The organism is Bacteroides thetaiotaomicron VPI-5482, from assembly GCF_000011065.1.
In the GTDB taxonomy this organism is placed as follows: domain Bacteria; phylum Bacteroidota; class Bacteroidia; order Bacteroidales; family Bacteroidaceae; genus Bacteroides; species Bacteroides thetaiotaomicron.
In genome coordinates this window covers 6038443-6056093 of sequence record NC_004663.1, presented here as the reverse complement: position 1 = coordinate 6056093, position 17651 = coordinate 6038443, and the positions used below count along the sequence as shown (strand labels likewise).

Genomic DNA, 17651 nt, shown 5'->3' with positions numbered 1-17651 from the left:
CAAATACCCCCATGAATAAGGAGTCATTAAAAGAATATTTAAGCAGCCGATATCAAGGCTGGAGTTCGTTCCTCAACAATGTTATTTTTCCCATTTTCGGTGAAGATGACTTTGAGGATGGTTTTGAAACAGAGCTTTTGGAGAGTCAGCCCGAACGAAGACAACTGGCAGAAGCGACGGGAATACGCAGCATCAAGCAAGTTGGAATGATGTATGTTGGCGTTGAACCTTTACAGATTTTCGATGTGACAGTCAGCGACCGGGTTATGATGGAGCATAACCGTGTGAACATCCAGCGGCTCATCCGTGCTGTCATGGATCAATTCTCTTGTGCCTTCATGCTGTTCCATTACGAGGATGATACTCGTTGGGATTGGCGTTTCACCTATTGCCGAAAGAGTGGCAACAAAGAAGAATCCACCGACAGCAAACGCTATACGTTCCTGCTGGGGCCTGGTCAGTCATGCCGCACGGCAACTGACAACTTCATAGCTCTATACGACAAAAGGAATTCTCTTGAAATTAAAGACATCGAAAATGCATTCAACGTTGAAGCTCTTTCTAAAGAGTTCTTTGGGAAGTACAAGGCTCAATACGAAGCTTTTGTCAATTACATGGTTGACCCTACAAACGGAATGCGTCAACACTTCATTGATACAGGCTTTGACCATACGGGTATGGCTGCTGACAAAATTCGTGACCGTGAGGAAAAACCCATTCGTGACTATGTGAAGAAACTTCTTGGACGCATTGTGTTCCTGCACTTCCTCCAAAAGAAAGGCTGGCTTGGCGTTCCTGCAAGCAAGGAATGGGGCGAAGGCGATCGTGATTTCATGCTGAATATTTTCAAGAATGCAAATGAACGTCAAAAGGAAAACTTTCTTGATGACATATTAGAAGACTTGTTTACAGAAGGTTTAGACCGTAACCGTTCAGATCAGGGCGACCTTTACGACACAAAAGTAGAAGGCTTCCGCAACTGTCGTATTCCATATTTGAACGGCGGTCTGTTTGAACGTGACATTCTTGACAAGAAGCCCAGTCATTTTCCTGCCAGCTATTTTAATGGCCTGCTGACAATGCTCTCGCAGTACAACTTTACCATCGATGAAAATGACCCAAACGATGCAGAAGTGGGCGTTGACCCAGAAATGCTTGGACGCATCTTTGAAAACCTGCTGGAGGACAACAAGGATAAGGGTGCATTCTATACGCCGAAAGAGATTGTGCAGTACATGTGCCGAGAAAGCTTGATAGCATATCTGCAAACAGACATGAGGGAAGAAGACAAGGAGTGTATACGTCAGTTTGTGACAACTCACGATGCATCCCAGCTGGGCGAATTAAAGGAATACATTGATCAGAAACTGTACGATGTGAAGATATGCGACCCTGCAATTGGCTCTGGTGCTTTTCCAATGGGATTGCTGCGCGAACTGTTCTTCTGCCGTTCTGCTATTGAGCCAAACATTGTAGAGAATGCAGCTAACATTAAACGTCACATTATCCAAAACAACATTTATGGTGTTGACATTGAACGTGGAGCAGTGGATATAGCCCGACTTCGTTTCTGGCTCTCACTGATTGTTGACGAAAAGTCACCAGAGGCTCTGCCTAACCTTGATTTCAAGATTATGCAGGGAAATTCCCTTCTGGAGCAATATAAGGGTGTTGACCTTTCAACGATGACAGAAAAGAAAATAGGAGCTGGTGAAAGTCTAACTTTCTTTGATAGCATGTTAGATGTTTATCGCAAAAATCTACGCGACAAACTTACTGAATATTACGCTTGCCCTGAACATGACAAGAAAATGCAGCTGAGAAAGGACATTGCAGATATTGTAAAGCAGGAACTCGTTGAACAAGGTATTCATATTGATTTTGAAGATATGGACTTGTCTGCAAACAGTCAGTTCTTCCTCTGGCATACCTGGTTCCATGATGTTTTCTCACGACCCTCAAAAGAGGGCTTCGATATTGTCATTGGCAATCCACCGTATGGTGCTAAAATTTCATCTATAGACAAAGCATGCTTCAAACATATATTTACATCTGCTCAAACTATACCTAATATACAAAAAGGATCTTTAGATACTTTTTCGCTTTTCATTGATTTAGGTTACCAAATATTACACACTAAAGGAAATGCAATCTTTATTGTTCCACTAAGTGTTACTGCTTCCGATGCAATGTCAGGACTTCATAGACTACTAATAAATCACTGTGACGAAATCTATGTCAGTTCATATGGAGACAGACCACGCCGTATATTTGAAAGTGCAGAACAACAAGTATCCATTATTAGTTTTAAAAAATCCAGCAACAAGGCCACAAGAATTATGACTACGCATATCAACAAACGCTATTCTGATGAATCTCTGTGGTTACTCTTAGATGACCTAAAGTTTGTAAATGCCCTTCATCATATTCGCAATGGGAGAATTCCAAAGATAGGCAATGAAATAGAATTAGGAATATTATGCAAATTAGAGCGTTGTGTCACAACAATAAAAGATGTGTATAAACGAGAAGGTTTACCTATTTATTACCGGAAGGCAGGTGGTAGGTACTATAAAATAATAACTAAGATTCCTACTCATTCTTCTGCAGAAGGGGAATTGAAAGTCAGAGAAAAATATCAAAGTCTTGTAGGAGCAGCCTTGTCAAGTAACCTTTTCTATTGGTTTTGGCTGATACACTCAGATTGGCATAACTTACGATCATCCGAATTAGAAATGTTTCCTATCCCATTCGAATCATTTTCAGATGAAGAACTTGATAAAATAAATACTTTATATGATACTTATCTTAATGATTTATATTCAAAGAGCCAGACAACTAAAACGGGACTGAAATGTTTTTTTGCAAGACAATCTAAAATGCATATTGATGCAATTGATAAATTTATTGGAGAAAAATATGGTTTATCTGAGATTGAAATAAAATTTTTAATCAATTATGACTATCAATATCGAAATGCTGAATAAGCGTTAATTCTGAAAGGAAAGATTATGATAATTGGAGGGATTATCCTCCAATTATCATTCATTCTCCAGCCAACCTAAATTCTAATTCGTAATTTTTGATAAAATCGGTTTCCTCCTGCGTCAATCCGTATAGCGGACAGATGTAGTCATCTATCTCATCAATGATGGCTTTGGAGCGTACAATTTTGTATTCCTTGAATGAATCAACATTATAGGTGGACTCTCCAGAAGTTATTCTGATATTAGCTTTTGCCTCTATGTCAGAAAGATAACGAGAATACAACTTGTCAAGATAGTCAATATCCTCAGCTGAGAGCTGTGGAACTGTGAAATTCTCTATCTCGTATGTCTTCCAATTTAAATTATCAGAAAAAATCTGATAGAACCAAAATGACAAACTGCTACTGAGTATGCAGCCAACAGCATCTGCGATTTTGGAATTAGCGAAATAGATAGTTCTCTCTGCTGATGAACCGGTACTATAATTTGTTACGACTTTGAAATATCGCCCTCCTGCAAACCTATATATGATTGGACTCCCTGAAGTCTTGATAAGAGATCCTAACTTTGTATAGTTGAAGAGTTTGTTTAAGATGGTTTTCTCTATTTCAGAACCTATCTTTGGAATACGACCATAAAGTGTTTGCCCTTTCACATCAACAAATTGCAAATTATCAATGAGCCTTTGTAATTCAAACTCATTCCCTCTTCTGTGCATCTTGGTTGAGAAAATATACTGACATGGCGTTTCAGTCTTCTTAAAAAGAAGTATCGAAGTGTTTACTACAGCGTTCTCAAAAACAGGCTTAGGACGTACTGCATAGGATGATATGTATATGGTATCACAGTTTCCCATCAAAAGACGGTGTACGCCTGTTAGGGAATCACTTGATGTCAAGGATATTGGAACGATATAGGCAAAACTCCCATTCTTCCTAAGCAGATTGTATCCCAATTCTATGAATAGTGTATATGTATCAAGAGCCCCCTTCTGTAATCCTCGGATGCTATTTGCCGTCACATAGGTATTCTTATAATACCTCTTTGTTTGGTTGTCGTATTTCGCTCCGTACGGTGGATTGCCAATGACAATATCGAAGCCCTCTTTTGAGGGTCAACAATATGTCATTGATACAATGCTTCCACAAGATTATTGAGCTGTTCTTCCAATTCAGAGTAATCGGTATTTGTTTCTCGAATAAGAAGAATCTGTTTTGCAATTTCGCCAATAGCGTTTTGTATTTCTCTTTGCGGAACAGGTATTGGAAGATTACGAATATGTTCTGGATATATGTGATAGTCACCGCCTCGTTGGTCTGTCAACAGCTGGTCTGCCATAGAAGAATTAAGGATGCCAAGCAAATAATACAGGTCGACCTTCTCAGACAGAGATTCCATAGCTTCACGGTTATGTTTACTGAATTTCTTTACACTAGAAGATATGCTTTTATTGCTAACATCTTTCAAATCTTTCCAAAGAATAGCACAGTAGATAGAGTGATTATGCAGAAAGTGTTCTTCTGCATCTATTGTCACGTTGATAGTTCCTAAACAATTCATGATAAGTTTTGGACGGTCATACAACTCGCGAAAAGTTGGACGGCGTAGTTTCTCTGGGCAGCGTTCCGTGTTCCATTCAAGATAGCGTACACGTTTGACTTGAAATTTGTCTATATCCTTTGCTTCAATATACTTTCTACAATGGATAGCATCGTATGTGTCACTTATCAAATCTTCTTTTTTGAATGCTCCTTGGGCATCCTTCTCATTGGCATTAACAACCATTCCTACGCTTATATAGCAGAAGTCACCCAATACATTCATATTAGCAAAACGGTTTCCTGTTCTTTCCTCTTCTGTCAAGTTCCAAACATAATTCTTCTTGTCCAGTTTTAATGCCTTTGGAGATTTGCTTAACACTTCACGGATGGTCTTGTCCTCAAAGATTTGTGTGATGCGAAGTTCACCCTCTGGTTGACTGTTCTGAATAAATGGAATACAGTTACTCACTGTGGCATTCTCAAAAATCTTTGTTCCATTTAGGTCGGCTATTTCCAACAAACGATACTCTTCTACAATCATCTTACGGAGTTTCTTTCCATACTTTTGATTTGTCAAAGGATATGGGACTATCATAGAAAATACTCCATTGGGGCATAGTAACTGCATACCAAGTTCCATGAAAGGAACATACAAATCCCACTTCTCATTAAGCGATTTATACTTCTTGCTTGCCACTATACGCTGCCGCTGTTCGTTCAATTCTGGTGATGCTATCTGTGTTGGCGCACTGATGTATGGTGGGTTACCAATGGCTATGTCGAATCCGCCCCCATTTGAGGGTCGCTTCTGTAGTACATAGAAATCAATGATAGATACCATACTCTTCCCATCCTTCTTGTTGACAGTTTATAGGCAAATGAAGCCCCGTATAAACGAGATAACGATATAATGTAGTTTTTGATACTTTCAATCTTTTAGATATAACTGTTTTTTCTGTTCCTTTAGCCAATTCTTTTACAATATAATCGTGCTTGTTGGCACATTTGGGATTAAGTCTACAACGAAAGCCACGACAATGTCCGAGCATTGCCCCTTCTGCTTTTTTTCTCGCTAACGCCTCTTTTGTACGTTGACTGATAAGATTGCGTTCAATCTCAGCTGACAATCCGAAAGCAAAGGCAAGGACTTTACTTTGTATATCTTCCCCAAGTCTATAGTTATCTTTAATTGTCCATACCTTACATTCTTTTGTCATACAGATATTCAAGATTTCCATAATCATAAAAAGATTGCGTCCAAGACGTGAAAGCTCACTACAGATGATAATATCATCTTTGCGTACTTTACGCAGTAAACGTCCAAGCTGTCGTTTTGTGTAATTTTTCGTTCCACTAATAGTTTCTTCAATCCAATCGCCAATTGTCAACTCATTATTATTACAGAAATTACTTATCTCAAAACGTTGGTTTTCTACAGTTTGTTTGTCACTGCTTACTCTAATGTATCCGTAAATCATAACTCTTAAAATTATATTAATATACACCAATATAAAAAATTCCTTCACAATTGATTAAAATGTAAAGGGATAAATTGGAGCAAACAGTATATACGTAGAAGCATATACTAATTTTCCCCTTTTATTGCTATCTGCTTTTCTATCAAGTTCTGATTCTGTTCCTTCACTGCCCTATACATAGAATAATACGCAAAGCTCTCTTCCTTATACTTCATACTACTAACAGAAACAGCAACGGCCCATATCATAATAACGACAATGAAGACCATGACATATCGTAGCTTAATATGATAGCCATATATAAACAACCCACTGATATTAGGTGGAATAACGGTTACAGGGCTTTTCAATTCATTGATTTTTGCTAATATCTCATCCTGCCGTTTCAATATACATCGGGTATTAGTTTCGATAGTTATACGATTCTGATTGTAATCGCAAACGTGCCGATAAAGATATTCAAGAAGTTTGGACTTCTGCTTGAATAAATCAATGAGTTTCGGAAACCATAGCGAAAACGGCAATGTGTTAGGCTGCTGTTGCCAGATATGTTTCTTGATCACAGACAAGGCTTCATTCCAGCAAGTACAGAAACTTTTGGCAATTCCAGTATAAATGGTCTTTTCATCAAATTCCACTTTTACAGATTGTTCCGATTTAGAAACAGTGACATTCTGTTTTTCAATACACTCTTTCAGTTCACTGATACTTTGGCGCAAATTTGCAAGATTTGCAGCTATTACATCTTCTTTCATTATCTTCTACGTTTTGAAGGTTTATAAAAAGGTTCGCTTCTTTGGTTATCCTTGTCTTTATCATCCCGCCCGCCTTGTTCATTGTTGGTTCCTCCACCTCCACCGGGAGTTATGACTTGATGGGGTTGAATAATCAGTTCCGCAGCTACATCACCCAACATAGTGCAAAGGTTGTTGAAGCTCAAATCACGGTCAAGTTTAGAACCAGCAATGCTAAATTCATCCATACAAAAGGATATACCACGAATTTTATCAGAGTTCTCAGCATGATTAAAACGCATATCTATGCCCTGACCTTTGAGCGTACTAATAAAGTCATTCCAAGAACGAGAATTTACCTGCGCATCAAGAACTGAAGAACGAAGATTATACTTCCGTAATTGGTGAGGACGCAAACGACTTTTATTTCTGGCTTTACTATTTTTAGGGGCAAAGTAAAATCCATACTCTTTAGTCAAAGCACGACAAACTTTTGCATTGCGTATTCTTTCATTGCTGTCAGAAATAAGATTGCCTTCATTGTCTATCCGATTGAATACCAAATGGCAATGAGGATGTTTCGTGTCGTGATGCCGGGCTATGATATATTGAGTATTACGAATCCCCATTTGTTCCATCCATTTCTTGGCAATCTCCACCATCAGCGCATCTCCTTCTTCATTATCGGGAAAACGGCTAATGTCTTGCGAAGAAAAAGCAAGTGATACGTGTTTCACCGGACTTTTTACTTTCGGGCGCATGGATGCTTGTATCTGAAAAAAATCAGCGATGGCTTTATTACTAATGGTGCAGACTCCTTCGTGTGCCAAAAGTGTGGCACTCTTTTTCTTGTTCTTTTGGTCATTGGCGTAATTCACTATTCCTCCAAAATCGGTTCTTGTTTTAATCTTTGCTATCATGGCAGTTGTTCTTTACTTGGGTGATGATTCTATTGACTTCTGATATGATTGAGAAGCATTGTTGCTTGACAGCTTCCAAACCATAAGTGTGCATCTGGTGGGCAATCTGATTGACATTATTGGCGATACCGGAAAGGTCACGAATAGCCGATACCATTTCAGGACTGATGCGTTGACAGACTTGACAATCCATTGCAGCCTGATGGCAAAATTCATTGACAGACAATCCAGCCTGCTCCGCTTTGGATTGGATATAAATGTAGTCGTTCTCGGTAAACATTACCCGAAAACATTTCGTGCGTTTCTGATAACTCGCCAACTTAGGGCGACCACCAAGTTTCTTATCCTTCATACTTATCTAAACTTTTATGTTCATAAATTGATTTTTTGAGAGTGGCTGTTCTATCCGCTTGCCGCATAGGTTTTAGTGACACTAAAACACAAACTTGCCACTCAAAAAATCTTCCTATATTTCCCTTGTTCTATTCGGCTTAGTTTGCCATCTTTGATAAAGGCTTCTATCCACTTGTTTGCCGTACTTCCATTCTCGCCCAAAGTTAAAACCGCCGCATCATAATCTTTCTTTGTGAAAGTGTCAGGCAACATATTATAAAGGGTGTTCCTTCGTGCATAAACGCCTGTCTCTTGCGAAACGGTATTGAATCGTTTAGACTGATTTCCTGACAAATTCAGATAAATGAATACGGCATGATAAAGCAGGGTGTCGCAAATACTCATGGCTACGGAATAGTCAAACTCATGGCAAACCAATTGTACAGTCTCGTCAGAAGAAGATTTGTGAATCACATTATCCAAATGTCGGACAACGGTCAACACCATCATTATACGATAAGCAATCAGTCCCATCCGTCTGACTACTCCTTGCATCTTGTTATCCACTTCGTCACAACATTCCTCATTCACCCGACTGAGATATTCAATAAAGTGTTCCTGTAAATCAGAGGGAAGAGAAAAGGAATAATTACCCTGCCGTACAAAATTCTCATGTAAATGGCAGAATTTATCTCCCAACAGTTTGAACATGGCATTCTTGGATTGGGAAATGTCGCTTGTGGCAAACACATTTCTTATACCTCGTTTGAAGCGGATAATATAGAAACAAAAGCGACTCATCAATCCGTTCTCTGCATCAGGTATCAATCTTCTTACCTGTTCTGGAGTTCCAGCCAAAGCTACCGATACTCTCGGATTGGCTACTTCACAATACTCTCTATCCTTACGCCTACTCAAACTTACCAATTCATGATGGAATGCCTTTCGCAACACATCGGAGTAATTGCCGTAGTCCGATTTCAAAGTCTGACTTAACGTGTCGCCCTCCGATTCAAACAGCAGCCCGATTCCGTCATTATCTCCTAATATCTTCAAGAAAGAGCTTGCGCTACTATTGGCTGGAATCACGAGCATACGCATGGGCGGTTCAGTTGGCATAGCCATTCCATCGGTTTTCTTACCTTTAATATATGTGTTCATTGCTTCTTTATATTCCTGTTCCAATCGTTTGGAAAGTTCATGCAAATGGCGGTTGATGGGGGCTACCAATTCACGGCATAGAGTCAATGCTCCTTTTCCCATACCGGCATCCGCTACAACAAACAGATAGAGGTTGGGATAAACAATGCGTTCATCGTACACGCCACAAACATTATGAAAGCATACCGACAAACACACAATAGCCCCGATTAATATCGTATCACGGTCATCTACCGAAATGGAATTATTGACAACCTCATTTAGAAAAGGAGGAAGATGCTCAAACACACATTCAGGAAATGTAGGAAGTTCTTCTTCTGATTTTATCCATTTACCCGTTTTACCATTTTGGATATTTGGCAAAATGGATAAATGCTCTTTGAAGAACGGAGCCAATGAGATTCCAGCTTGATTTGCCAAATGGAAGAAAGAACGGATAGTAATGCCTTGCCCTTTGGAGTGCAGACAATGCGTGTATTGTTTATCCGTTTCTTCCTTTTGATAGGTAGGGTAAAACCTGCTGATGCGGTGGTAATACTCCCGCCCGTTCTCTCCCAATCCATCCACAAGCGCAAAGCCCAACTCCACCCAATCTTTATAATGAGGGGCTATATCAATGGCACACTGTTCTATCTCCCGAACAACACTTTCCACATCATCCTCCACCTTATTATATATAGGGGCAATACTTGGTGTATGTGCCTGTTGTATTTCAGAAGGGACATTCTCCCAATCTTGGGCGGAAAATATTTTCTTCGACATCATCTTTGTATTTAGGGTTAATATATGCTTGTGGGTCGTAGGGTAAGAAGCATGAACGAGCCACATCACTGCCGGACATATCCACCAATGGCAAACCTGTCGCTTTGATACAGTTGGTAACAGCCTTGAAGTACCGGGAATGTTCCCAGCCTTTCAAATCAACAGGTATTATCCACTTCAATCCATTACCGGATGGACTGACAAATAACAGTTCTGTATCAAAATACTCATGGTTAAGTAATTGTTGCTTTAACCTCCCTATGTTATCCACATGATCGAAATCCAAACACATCAATCCTGAGTGCATAATCAGTTCCTTTTCATTCCGTTTTCGGAATAATCCCGAAAAAGTACAATAGTCAAAATGGGTGGCTTTGTACCTTTTGGCTTCGGGAGAGGACTGCATCTGCCGCAGGTTCTCGGTTTGTGGTTGGGCATAATGTCCGATGACATAACGATACACATCCACAATACCTATAGCCCTCATCGGTTCGATGTTTTGAATGGGCTTGCGAAAGAATGAAAAGCAATAGTCGGTCGTTTCCATCATCTGATAATCTTTTTAGATTCGACAAATCGTCTGGCTTCTTCCATTAAGTCATCTTGGGTCTTGTGCGATTTGTTCTTCAGCCAATCGTCAATCTCTGATTGCAGGAAAGCCAAAGCCTTGTTTATTTTATGTACGGGAATCTGTTTGGTTGACACCCATCCATAAACCGTTTGTTTGGCAGGATGTGATGGCAGATAAGCACAAAGCTCATCTATATCCATCCACTTGGGTGAGTTACTTGCCTGTTTATGCTGCAAGGCATTCACTTTAGATTGCAGTACTTCTACGGACTCAATCAGGTAGGACAACGCATTCGGCATTTCCTCCAATGAATTTACTTTATAGGCCATTTTTTCTTCGTATTAAAATTTATGCCGCAAAAGTATAGGGATGCTTATAGGTGCTAAATAGGTGCTTGACCGCCACCAATCAACCGCTCATTTACCACTGACAGATTTAAGTTTCATTAATACGAAAATTTATTGGGCAACATAATAAATGGGGAATAAACGACTGTTTGGACTAACACATTCTTTACTGAACACCTCTATACTACAAAATACCCCTCAAAAAGTTGATGCTTCATGAGGGGTAAACGGTGGTAAGTATATGATTGGTATTACATAAGTCGTTGGTGCTCAATGGTGGATATAACCACCACAACCTATAAATCCAAATTTTCTATATGCAGTGTATTGGCGGCTTTCTCTTTTTGTTCGTTTACGATATGCGTATAAATCTGCGTGGTTTTGACGTTAGTATGTCCCATCAAAGACTTGATGGTGTATATGTCAACGCCATTTTCCAGCAACAGCGAAGCATAGCTATGCCGCCCACAATGGAAGGTGATGTGCTTCTTGATACCGGATGCTTCTATCCAGACTTTCAACGGGCGAGAAATCCAAGAGGCATCAGTCAATCCTTCAAAAACAAGTGCTTCATCATCGTCTGGACGTATGCCGCATAGTTGAAGTGCCTGTTGAATGACTGGCTTGTAATCGGGCCTTTTTGTCTTTTGCTGAATTACTACTGCTTGCCATGTACCTTTGCTTGTTTGCTGAATTTGTTTCCATTTCAAAGTTTGAATATCACTATGCCGCAATCCAGTGAGAATAGAGAACAAGAACGCACGTTTCAAAACATCATCCTTGCAAGGAGTATCAACCAACATTTGCACTTCATTCATGGTAAGCGCAACACGAGGCTTCTCTATGTTTGTTATTCCCTTTACTTTCGCGCTTATATCAACGGTCAGATATTCATCAATGAACGCCTGTTTCAGTCCGGCTTTAAGTATGGAAAAATAGGTTGATGCCGTGTTTTGTGAGATAGTACCTTTCTTATTCCCTCCCATTGGAGCACGGAGAAGGAACATCTTTATATCTTCAAGCAGTTTAACGGAAATCGCCTTGAATGGAATTGGTTGCCCTTGTGAATACATTTTCAATAATTCACCTACACGCCTCCAGTTGACTATAATCGAATCGGAACTATTGGGATGACGTGTGCTTATAATACGATTGAAATACTTGATAAAATCCTGTTCGCTCCGCTCATTCTGTGCAGCGATTTCGTTTTCCTTATCAGTGTATAGGATGGCACTATCGTATTCATGCTGCCGTAACTTCCGCACATTGTCGGCATAGATGCAAGCCTCTTGGTCTATCGTTGAACGGCATTGGATAATTCCATTCAAATCACGTTTAGGCTTATAGTTGAATGTTCCATCCGGCAAGATTCGTGCTATGGATGACTTATCCCAAATGGGTGTGGATATAGTTCTGTTGATAGATTCCACCACACGGCTTGCCCGTTTAGAACCTCGCTTATACACTGGGTATGACTCTATAATCAGATACCACTCTTCTTTATAATTCGACCTTCTGAGTTTGACGGTCACTTTGGTATTGGGTAATGCTTTCTTCATAACGACTTATACAATTTATCAATTTCAGATTTGGGAACATAAACATAGTTACCGATTTGGCGTGTAGGAATAGAATGACGGCGTATGTGCTTAAACACACTGCTGTCATTGATATGGAACTTCTTTGCGATCTCTCCGATGGTGTAACAATCTTTGGGTTCAAAGGACAATGCCTCCTTTTTTCTCTTTCTACTCCCTGCCTTTGTTTTGAAGTGTTCATCCATATACTGCCGACTAAGGCGTATCAGACGCTGACCAAAATTGTATGACGGTATCAAGCCTTGCCGTATCATACGATAAAGAACGTCTTTACTAATTCCGTAAATCAGCATAGCTTCCTTTACGGTTAGATACCCCTTACTGGATGGTATTCGTCTAATCAGTGCTTGGCGTATCGCTTCTTTCTCTTTTGCGATTTGTCTTTTCTTATACGCCCTCTTGGAACAAGCAGGGCAACAATACTTCGACACTAATGTCGGAGGAGTAAAGATTTTACCGCACTCCTCGCAACTTCTTTGAATAGTGTAATTTCCTCTTGGCATATTCTTCTCGTTTTAAATGGTTTATATCAATTTAAGTTGTACCTTATCGCCAAATAAGACGTGTCGCAAACATGTCGCAAATAAGAGATAAAAAAGCCCATAGAAAACACATAGCAACCATGAACCCCATAAATGCAAAAAGCGTGCAACTCATTGAGCTGCACGCTTTTGCTTATTGTTTATTATCTGTTCCCTTATCGGAATCATTTCACTTCCTCAAAATCTGCATCCTGAACATTGTCACCATGCTTGCTATTATCCTGACCAGCATTCTGACCTGCATCCATATCAGGACCAGCCTGTGCACCACCCTGAGCTCCGCCTTGAGCGTACATTTCAGCACTTGCAGTTTGGAAAACAGTATTGATTTCTGCCATAGCTGTATCAATAGCAGCTAAATCCTGAGACTTATGAGCATCTTTCAGTTTCTGCAAAGCAGCTTCAATCGGAGCTTTCTTATCAGCAGGCAACTTATCACCCAATTCCTTCAACTGATTTTCTGTCTGGAAAATCACGCTGTCAGCCTGATTCAGTTTATCGATCTTTTCACGTTCTTTCTTGTCTGCTTCTGCATTAGCTTCAGCTTCAGCCTTCATCTTTTCGATTTCTTCCTTGCTCAAACCGCTGGAAGCTTCGATACGGATTGCCTGTTCTTTACCTGTAGCCTTATCCTTAGCAGATACCTTCAAGATACCGTTTGCATCGATATCGAATGTAACCTCAATCTGAGGCACACCACGACGAGCCGGAGCGATACCTGACAAGTTGAACTGACCAATTGACTTATTCTGAGCAGCCATCGGACGTTCTCCCTGCAATACATGAATAGTCACTTCACTCTGATTATCGGCAGCAGTAGAGAAGGTCTCACTCTTACGAGCCGGAATTGTTGTATTAGCATCAATCAATTTCGTCATCACACCACCCAGTGTTTCAATACCCATTGACAACGGAGTAACATCCAACAATACCACACCTTTGATTTCGTCTGTCAAAACAGCACCCTGTACAGCAGCACCAACAGCTACTACTTCATCCGGGTTCACGCCTTTAGAAGGAGTCTTTCCGAAGAAATCTTCTACCAATTTCTGTACGGCAGGGATACGGGAAGAACCACCTACAAGGATTACTTCATCAATATCGGAGTTGCTCAAACCAGCGTCGCTCATTGCTTTCTTACATGGTTCCAGACAAGCCTGAATCAATCCGTGAGCCAATGATTCGAATTTTGCACGAGTCAAAGTCTTCACCAAGTGCTTGGGCACACCGTTTACCGGCATAATGTACGGCAAGTTGATTTCTGTGCTTGTTGAAGAAGAAAGTTCAATCTTAGCCTTTTCAGCAGCTTCTTTCAGACGTTGCAAAGCCATTGGATCCTGAGTCAAATCAGCACCTTCGTCGTTTTTGAATTCCTGTACCAGCCAGTTGATGATTACCTGGTCGAAGTCATCACCACCCAAGTGAGTATCACCGTTAGTAGAAAGAACTTCGAATACACCACCACCGAATTCGAGGATAGAGATATCAAAAGTACCACCACCAAGGTCGAATACAGCAATCTTCATATCTTTGTGAGCCTTGTCCAGACCGTATGCAAGAGCTGCAGCTGTCGGTTCGTTAACAATACGTTTTACTTCCAGACCTGCAATCTGTCCGGCTTCTTTAGTAGCCTGACGTTGAGAGTCGGAGAAATATGCAGGAACGGTGATAACAGCTTCTGTAACTTCTTGTCCCAGATAATCTTCAGCAGTCTTCTTCATCTTCTGAAGAATCATTGCAGATATTTCTTGCGGAGTGTACAGACGACCGTCAATATCTACACGCGGAGTGTTGTTGTCACCTTTCACTACTTTATAAGGAACACGTGTAACCTCTTTCTGCACCTGATCCCAGTTTTCACCCATAAAACGTTTGATAGAGAAGATCGTACGTGTCGGGTTAGTAATAGCCTGACGTTTAGCAGGATCACCTACTTTACGTTCGCCGCCATCTACAAATGCAACCACAGAAGGAGTTGTACGCTTACCTTCACTGTTTGCAATTACTACAGGTTCGTTGCCCTCAAATACGGCAACACAAGAGTTTGTTGTTCCTAAGTCAATACCAATAATTTTTCCCATGATCGTTATTCTTTTTATTTATTATTATTCAATTTCTTTTTGTCCGGTTGTTTTCTTTCTCTTTGTAAGGGCTTTCAAACGGACGCTGATTAAAAAACAAACCATGTGCCAAAAAGAAATCGGACGAATACGTGACATATTTTCTGCCAAAACGACAGTTTTAAATCGAAATGACTGCTGTCAAGTCACATAGAAGCCAGACAGCTATCGACTCATTAAACAAATGGAAACAGCTCTGGTTCAATAAAGCAAAAGAATAGATCATAAAGGAATAAAAAATATGCCTGTATCGTTATGTGCGACACAGGCATACCTATTTAATATAATACGTATATCTTACTTTTCAAGTACAATCACCAACGCATTATTTGCGTCATACAAACCGATTCCACCACCGGAAAGTTTATCGAACGACTTCACTTCATTCATTGCTTTCAGAATCTTACCTTCCACTTCCATATCAGGGCAAGCCATCATTGTGCTAGCCACCCCAGGGAAAGAGATTGATTTAGCATTAGTAGTGCTAGTTTCAAAACCACCATTAATCAAGTTACATCCGGCATTGCCATGAAGTGTTTTCTTTTTCACATCAAAAGCAATGAAAGGTTGCTTTTCCATTCCCGAAGTAATTGCTTCACCATTCACTTCCTTTATTTTCCATTCTCCGTTCAATACTGATAGTTTCACGTCAGCCTCCTTTTTTTCAAGAACTACAACCGGACGATTGGACTCATTGCAAAGAAACATTTTATCCTTACCGGCTTTCTTATAACCTTTCACCTGTGCAAGCGCACCTAACACATTTCTCTCGGTAGTCATGTCCGGACACATCATTCTGGTGCTAGCCATTCCCTTAAGCTCCATGCTGCCTGGCTTGGCATTCACGTCAAAGCTACCCATCATACGGTTACATCCGCTGTTACCGGATACTCTTCCGGTCGCTGTATCAAAAGTAATAAAGGGAAGGGTTCTGCTTTCGCCCGGAGTTACTTTCGAGCCGTTAACTTCTATAATATTCCACTCACCATTGATTGAAGCCAATGGGACTGCCTTCTCAACCGAACGGCATGAAAACATTGCAAGTACTGTGCTGGCAATGCAAATTGAAACGAATACTTTCTTCATTTTGTTATAACGTTTAAGTTAAAATCGGGGGCAAAGATATCAAAAAGATTGGGAAATACCATCTAATACGATATAAAATACATACATTTGCCATTATCTATAAAACAAACAATAAGATTACATAGTTCATCTAAAGTAAATAAATATGAGAACAATCGTCCTATTTCTAATCCTGTTTGGTTGTGGTTCCTCTCATATCACAGCGCAAAATGATTATCTTGTTACTACTATTTCCAATCAGGAAGGCCCTCTAAGTGAAGAAGAACAGTTCATAAAAGAGAACTTCCCACTGCAACTTTTATGTAAATGGACACCCGGAATGAAATTCATGTTTATTCCATCCGGACGTGACATGTTCCTCCCTACCCTTTTGGTGTATGAGACAGAAAAAGGGGCAGACAACAGCGTTCTGAAACACAAGATTCTTACTTTCGCCGGATATGAAGAAAAATCTCAAGAACTATCAAATGACATGAGCTATTCCACTCGACTCATCTTCGAATGTGACGGAGAAAAATATTATTATGAGATTAAAAATACACGTCCGGATGAAATTTGCGAAAAGAATCCCCGTGCCTATATCAACGGATTAGTTAATCTGAAAGACGTAGACACGGCAAAAGAATTGCTGACAGGCAGAAAGATATATGTTCAGTCCGATATGGCACGGGTGGACGACGCCAATAGTTACTCCGGATATCGGAAAGTGTCTATTCCGGTCAACACCGAAGCAACCATTACCGCCATAGGAGTTGGCAGTCAGTCATATCCCGTGAAAATCATATTTCAAGATTCGCAGGGACATTCCTATTATCTGGAAGTAGCTCTTTCCCGCACTAATTCCGGTATGGACGTGAGCGATTTCCAAGCTGAAAAGAAAATGAGATATTTTCCCAACGCCATCAGTTTCAGTAGCAAAAAGTCCGGAAATCTGGAAACCTTGAAAGACAAATATATTGATCTGACCGTCTATCCGAAACGGACATTGGCTGTAAAAAGAGTCTTCAGCCTTGAAAACAAGCAAATGGAAAACCGCATACATTTGCCTCGCTACACTGTTTTGAAAATAAAAGAAATAAAAATCTCCGGTCCGGGAAGTCTGGTTATCCTCTCACTGGAGGATTGGCATGGATCACTTTATGAAACAGAGGTTGATTTGAAATATGATGTTATCGTCAAAAACGAGAATTATATTGAAGACCTTTTCGGATTTGGAGACATCCATCAGAAGTATCCGGCTATCACAGATAAACATTGGGCAATCATCGCACGGGGTGATTTGGAAGAAGGTATGAACACCGACGAATGTCGTCTGTCAATAGGTGATCCTGTAGAAATACAGTTAAAAAAAGACAGTCGTTTCGAAACTTGGTTCTACAACGGAAAAACGCTGGAATTTGAGAGTGGCATCTTGCAACGTTTCAAATAAAAAGGAGTAGCGACGCGGTGATTATCTGAAAATAATCACGTA

The 17651-nt window shown here is 40.2% G+C and carries 15 protein-coding genes; 2 read left to right on the top strand and 13 right to left on the bottom strand.

Annotation, left to right across the window (positions count from 1 at the left end; all coding sequences use genetic code 11):
* The first annotated feature begins 11 nt into the window (after window positions 1-11).
* Entirely contained in the window at window positions 12-2987 is a 2976-nt protein-coding gene (locus BT_RS23320) for an Eco57I restriction-modification methylase domain-containing protein (RefSeq protein WP_011109348.1), read from the top strand.
* A gap of 58 nt (window positions 2988-3045) precedes the next feature.
* Here the strand turns inward: BT_RS23320 and BT_RS23315 are convergent, their stop codons facing one another.
* From BT_RS23315 to BT_RS23255, 13 genes are all read right to left on the bottom strand, one after another.
* Entirely contained in the window at window positions 3046-4074 is a 1029-nt protein-coding gene (locus BT_RS23315; protein WP_081977115.1) for an Eco57I restriction-modification methylase domain-containing protein, read from the bottom strand.
* Between the two features lie 38 nt (window positions 4075-4112).
* Complete coding sequence (locus tag BT_RS23310) at window positions 4113-5369, bottom strand: Eco57I restriction-modification methylase domain-containing protein (protein WP_011109346.1); 1257 nt, start codon at window positions 5367-5369, stop codon at window positions 4113-4115.
* Complete coding sequence (locus BT_RS23305) at window positions 5353-6006, bottom strand: master DNA invertase Mpi family serine-type recombinase (protein WP_005818830.1); 654 nt, start codon at window positions 6004-6006, stop codon at window positions 5353-5355. Before BT_RS23305 ends, BT_RS23310 begins: the two co-directional genes overlap by 17 nt.
* A 107-nt stretch (window positions 6007-6113) precedes the next feature.
* A complete protein-coding gene (locus BT_RS23300) occupies window positions 6114-6761 on the bottom strand; it encodes a hypothetical protein (RefSeq protein ID WP_004313932.1) in 648 nt (215 codons plus the stop codon).
* Window positions 6761-7660, bottom strand: coding sequence for a relaxase/mobilization nuclease domain-containing protein (locus BT_RS23295; RefSeq protein ID WP_004313935.1), 900 nt, complete (start codon window positions 7658-7660; stop codon window positions 6761-6763). Before BT_RS23295 ends, BT_RS23300 begins: the two co-directional genes overlap by 1 nt.
* Window positions 7644-8012: a MobC family plasmid mobilization relaxosome protein gene (locus BT_RS23290; RefSeq protein ID WP_004313937.1), complete on the bottom strand. Its 369-nt coding sequence runs from the start codon at window positions 8010-8012 to the stop codon at window positions 7644-7646. Before BT_RS23290 ends, BT_RS23295 begins: the two co-directional genes overlap by 17 nt.
* Window positions 8013-8113: 101 nt before the next feature.
* A complete protein-coding gene (locus BT_RS23285) occupies window positions 8114-9916 on the bottom strand; it encodes a DUF3987 domain-containing protein (protein WP_032535519.1) in 1803 nt (600 codons plus the stop codon).
* Window positions 9867-10466, bottom strand: coding sequence for a BT4734/BF3469 family protein (locus BT_RS23280; RefSeq protein WP_004313940.1), 600 nt, complete (start codon window positions 10464-10466; stop codon window positions 9867-9869). The genes BT_RS23285 and BT_RS23280 overlap by 50 nt, the downstream gene beginning before the upstream one ends.
* Window positions 10463-10816 carry a methylation-associated defense system helix-turn-helix domain-containing protein MAD1 gene (locus BT_RS23275; protein WP_004313943.1) on the bottom strand — a complete coding sequence of 118 codons (354 nt, stop codon included), beginning with the start codon at window positions 10814-10816 and terminating at the stop codon, window positions 10463-10465. The genes BT_RS23280 and BT_RS23275 overlap by 4 nt, the downstream gene beginning before the upstream one ends.
* A 314-nt stretch (window positions 10817-11130) precedes the next feature.
* Complete coding sequence (locus tag BT_RS23270) at window positions 11131-12393, bottom strand: site-specific integrase (RefSeq protein WP_005818825.1); 1263 nt, start codon at window positions 12391-12393, stop codon at window positions 11131-11133.
* A complete protein-coding gene (locus BT_RS23265) occupies window positions 12390-12935 on the bottom strand; it encodes a helix-turn-helix domain-containing protein (protein WP_011109344.1) in 546 nt (181 codons plus the stop codon). Before BT_RS23265 ends, BT_RS23270 begins: the two co-directional genes overlap by 4 nt.
* 203 nt (window positions 12936-13138) lie before the next feature.
* Window positions 13139-15055 (bottom strand): molecular chaperone DnaK, encoded by a 1917-nt coding sequence (dnaK, locus tag BT_RS23260; protein ID WP_008764765.1) that lies wholly within the window; start codon window positions 15053-15055, stop codon window positions 13139-13141.
* Window positions 15056-15391: 336 nt separating this feature from the next.
* Window positions 15392-16180, bottom strand: a complete 789-nt coding sequence (locus tag BT_RS23255) for an META domain-containing protein (RefSeq protein WP_008764764.1) — start codon at window positions 16178-16180, stop codon at window positions 15392-15394.
* A 145-nt stretch (window positions 16181-16325) separates the two neighbouring features.
* Between BT_RS23255 and BT_RS23250 the strand changes: the two genes are divergently transcribed.
* Window positions 16326-17609: a hypothetical protein gene (locus BT_RS23250; RefSeq protein WP_008764763.1), complete on the top strand. Its 1284-nt coding sequence runs from the start codon at window positions 16326-16328 to the stop codon at window positions 17607-17609.
* Window positions 17610-17651 lie beyond the last annotated feature (42 nt).